The organism is Mesorhizobium sp. P5_C1 (genome assembly GCF_054049815.1).
This window is the reverse complement of sequence record NZ_JBFULQ010000514.1, coordinates 1-3,858: the sequence shown is the minus strand read 5'-3', so window position 1 is coordinate 3,858 and position 3,858 is coordinate 1. Positions and strand designations below refer to the sequence as shown.

The window sequence follows — 3,858 nt, the reverse complement described above, 5'->3', positions numbered from 1 at the left end:
CCGTTGCCTTACTCGGCCGCGTCGGGCAGCCGGACCGGGTTGTCGTCGAGCTTGGTGTTCTCCAGCTCGACATTGAGGCCGAGAGACCGCATTTCCTTGACGAGAACGTTGAAGCTCTCGGGAATGCCGGCCTCGAAGGTGTCGTCGCCACGGACGATCGCCTCGTAGACCTTGGTACGGCCGGCGACGTCGTCCGACTTCACCGTCAGCATTTCCTGCAGCGTGTAGGCGGCGCCGTATGCTTCCAGCGCCCAGACCTCCATTTCGCCGAAGCGCTGGCCACCGAACTGCGCCTTGCCGCCCAGCGGCTGCTGGGTGACGAGCGAGTACGGACCGATCGAACGCGCGTGGATCTTGTCGTCCACGAGATGGTGAAGCTTGAGCATGTAGATATAGCCCATCGTCACCTTGCGATCGAACGGCTCGCCGGTGCGTCCGTCATAGAGCTGCGACTGACCGCTGGTGTGCAGGCCCGCCTGCTCCAGCATGATGTTGATGTCAGCCTCGTGCGCGCCGTCGAACACCGGGGTCGCGATCGAGACGCCGCGGCGCATCTGCTCGCTGAGGCGAACGATGCTCTCGTCGTCATATTCGCGGACCGGCTCGTTGCGGTCGTTGGCCGGCATGAAGCTCTCGAGCGTCTTGCGCAGCGGCTTGATGTCGCCGGCTGCCTTGTACGTGTCGATCAGCTCGCCGATCTTCTTGCCCATGCCCGCGCAAGCCCAGCCCAGATGCGTTTCCAGGATCTGGCCGACATTCATGCGGCTCGGCACACCCAGCGGGTTGAGCACGATATCGGCATGCGTGCCGTCCTCGAGGAAAGGCATGTCCTCGACCGGAACGATCCGCGACACGACACCCTTGTTGCCGTGACGGCCGGCCATCTTGTCGCCGGGCTGCATCTTGCGCTTCACGGCCACGAAGACCTTGACCATCTTCATGACGCCTGGAGGCATTTCGTCGCCGCGCTGGACCTTCTCGACCTTGTCCATGAAGCGCTGTTCGAGCGCCTTCTTGGAATCGTCGTACTGGCCACGCAGGGCTTCCAGTTCGCTCTGGAGCTTTTCGTTCTCCACCGCAAACTGCCACCACTGCGAACGCGGATACTCGTCGAGCGTGTCCTTGGACAGCGTCGAGCCCTTCTTGAAGCCCTTCGGTCCAGCGATCGCTTCCTTGCCGACGAGCACGTCGGAAAGACGCGCGTAGACGTTGCGATCCAGAATGGCCTGCTCGTCGTCGCGGTCCTTGGCGAGGCGTTCGATCTCCTCGCGCTCGATCGCCATGGCGCGCTCGTCCTTCTCCACACCGTGGCGATTGAAGACGCGCACCTCGACGACCGTGCCGAAGGTGCCCGGAGGCATGCGCATCGAGGTGTCGCGCACGTCCGATGCCTTTTCGCCGAAGATGGCGCGCAGAAGCTTCTCTTCCGGCGTCATCGGGCTTTCGCCCTTCGGCGTGATCTTGCCGACCAGGATGTCGCCCGGCTGAACCTCGGCACCGATATAGACAATGCCGGCTTCGTCGAGGTTCTTCAGCGCTTCTTCCGAGACGTTCGGAATGTCGCGCGTGATTTCCTCCGGACCAAGCTTGGTGTCRCGCGCCATGACCTCGAACTCCTCGATATGGATCGAGGTGAAGACGTCGTCGGCGACGATGCGCTCGGACAGGAGGATCGAGTCCTCGTAGTTGTAGCCGTTCCACGGCATGAAAGCGACCAGCACGTTGCGGCCGAGCGCCAGATCACCGAGCTCGGTCGACGGACCGTCGGCGATGATGTCGCCCTTGTTGACCCGGTCGCCCATGCGGACCAGCGGACGCTGGTTGATGCAGGTGTTCTGGTTCGAACGCTGGAACTTCATCAGCCGGTAGATGTCGACGCCGGACTTGCCCGGATCGAGGTCCTCGGTGGCGCGAATGACGATACGCGTCGCGTCCACCTGGTCGACGATGCCGCCGCGGCGGGCGCCGATGGCGGCGCCCGAGTCACGGGCGACGATCGGCTCCATGCCGGTGCCGACGAACGGCGCCTCGGCGCGCACCAGCGGCACGGCCTGACGCTGCATGTTCGAGCCCATCAGAGCGCGGTTGGCGTCGTCGTTCTCGAGGAACGGGATCAGGGCCGCGGCCACCGAAACCATCTGCTTGGGCGACACGTCCATCAGGTCGACGTTTTCGCGGGGCGCCATCATCACTTCGCCGGCGCTGCGGCAAATGACGAACTCGTCGACGAAGCCGCCACTCTTGTCAAGCTCGGCGTTGGCCTGCGCGACGTGGTGCTTGGCTTCTTCCATCGCCGAGAGATAGACGACGTCATTGGTCAGCTTGCCGTCGACGATCTTGCGGTACGGGCTCTCGATGAAGCCGTACTTGTTGACGCGTGCGAAGGTGGCCAGCGAGTTGATCAGACCGATATTCGGGCCTTCCGGCGTCTCGATCGGGCAGATGCGGCCGTAATGCGTCGGGTGCACGTCGCGCACCTCGAAGCCGGCGCGCTCGCGGGTCAGACCGCCCGGTCCAAGCGCCGAGAGGCGGCGCTTGTGGGTGATCTCCGACAGCGGGTTGGTCTGGTCCATGAACTGCGACAGCTGCGAGGAACCGAAGAACTCGCGCACGGCGGCGGCCGCCGGCTTGGCGTTGATCAGGTCCTGCGGCATCACCGTGTCGATCTCGATCGAGGACATACGCTCCTTGATCGCGCGCTCCATGCGCAGCAGGCCGACGCGGTACTGGTTTTCCATCAGCTCGCCGACCGACCGAACGCGGCGGTTGCCGAGATTGTCGATGTCGTCGATCTCGCCCTTGCCGTCACGCAGTTCGACCAGCGTCTTGACCACGGCCAGGATGTCGTCCTTGCGCAGCACGCGCACGGTGTCCTCGGCCTTGAGCTCGAGGCGCATGTTCATCTTGACGCGGCCAACGGCCGACAGATCGTAGCGCTCGCTGTCGAAGAACAGCGAGTTGAACATGGCTTCGGCGGTCTCGAGTGTCGGCGGCTCGCCGGGGCGCATGACACGATAGATGTCGAACAGCGCGTCCTGGCGGCTCTCGTTCTTGTCGACGTTGAGCGTGTTGCGGATATAGGCGCCGACATTGACGTGGTCGATGTCGAGAACCTTGATCTCGTTTTCACCGGTGCCAAGCAGCACCTTCAGCGTCTTTTCGTCAATCTCGTCGCCGGCTTCGAGGAAGATTTCGCCGGTGGCGTAGTTGACGATGTCCTCGGCCAGGTAATTGCCGAGCAGATCCTCGTCGGTCGACTTGATCGCCTTGAGACCCTTTTCGCCAAGCGCCCGGGCCTGGCGGGCAGTGATCTTCTTGCCGGCTTCGACAACAACTTCGCCCGTATCGGCGTCGACCAGGTCGCCGACGGCCTTGAGGCCGCGGAAACGCTCGACGTTGAACGGAATGCGCCAGTGGTCGCCGGCGCGCTTGTAGGTGATCTTGTTGTAGAAGGTCGACAGAATCTCTTCGCCGTCCATGCCGAGCGCCATCAGCAGCGACGTCACCGGAATCTTGCGGCGACGGTCGATGCGGGCGTGCACGACGTCCTTGGAATCGAACTCGATGTCGAGCCACGAGCCGCGATAGGGGATAACGCGCGCGGCAAACAGAAGCTTGCCCGACGAGTGCGACTTGCCCTTGTCATGGTCGAAGAAGACGCCCGGCGAGCGGTGCATCTGCGAGACGATAACGCGCTCGGTGCCATTGACGATGAAGGTGCCGTTGAGCGTCATGAGCGGCATGTCGCCCATGTAGACGTCCTGCTCCTTGATGTCCTTGATCGACTTGGCGCCGGTATCCTCGTCAATATCGAACACGATGAGGCGCAGCGTCACCTTCAGCGGCGCGGCATAGGTG

Annotated in this window: 1 protein-coding gene; it reads right to left on the bottom strand. The window is 63.3% G+C overall.

The window, feature by feature from the left end; translation table 11 throughout:
* Positions 1-8 precede the first annotated feature (8 nt).
* Positions 9-3,858 (bottom strand): DNA-directed RNA polymerase subunit beta (gene rpoB, locus ACXJ7R_RS26900; RefSeq protein ID WP_457154473.1); only part of this gene is annotated, 3,850 nt, incomplete at its 5' end.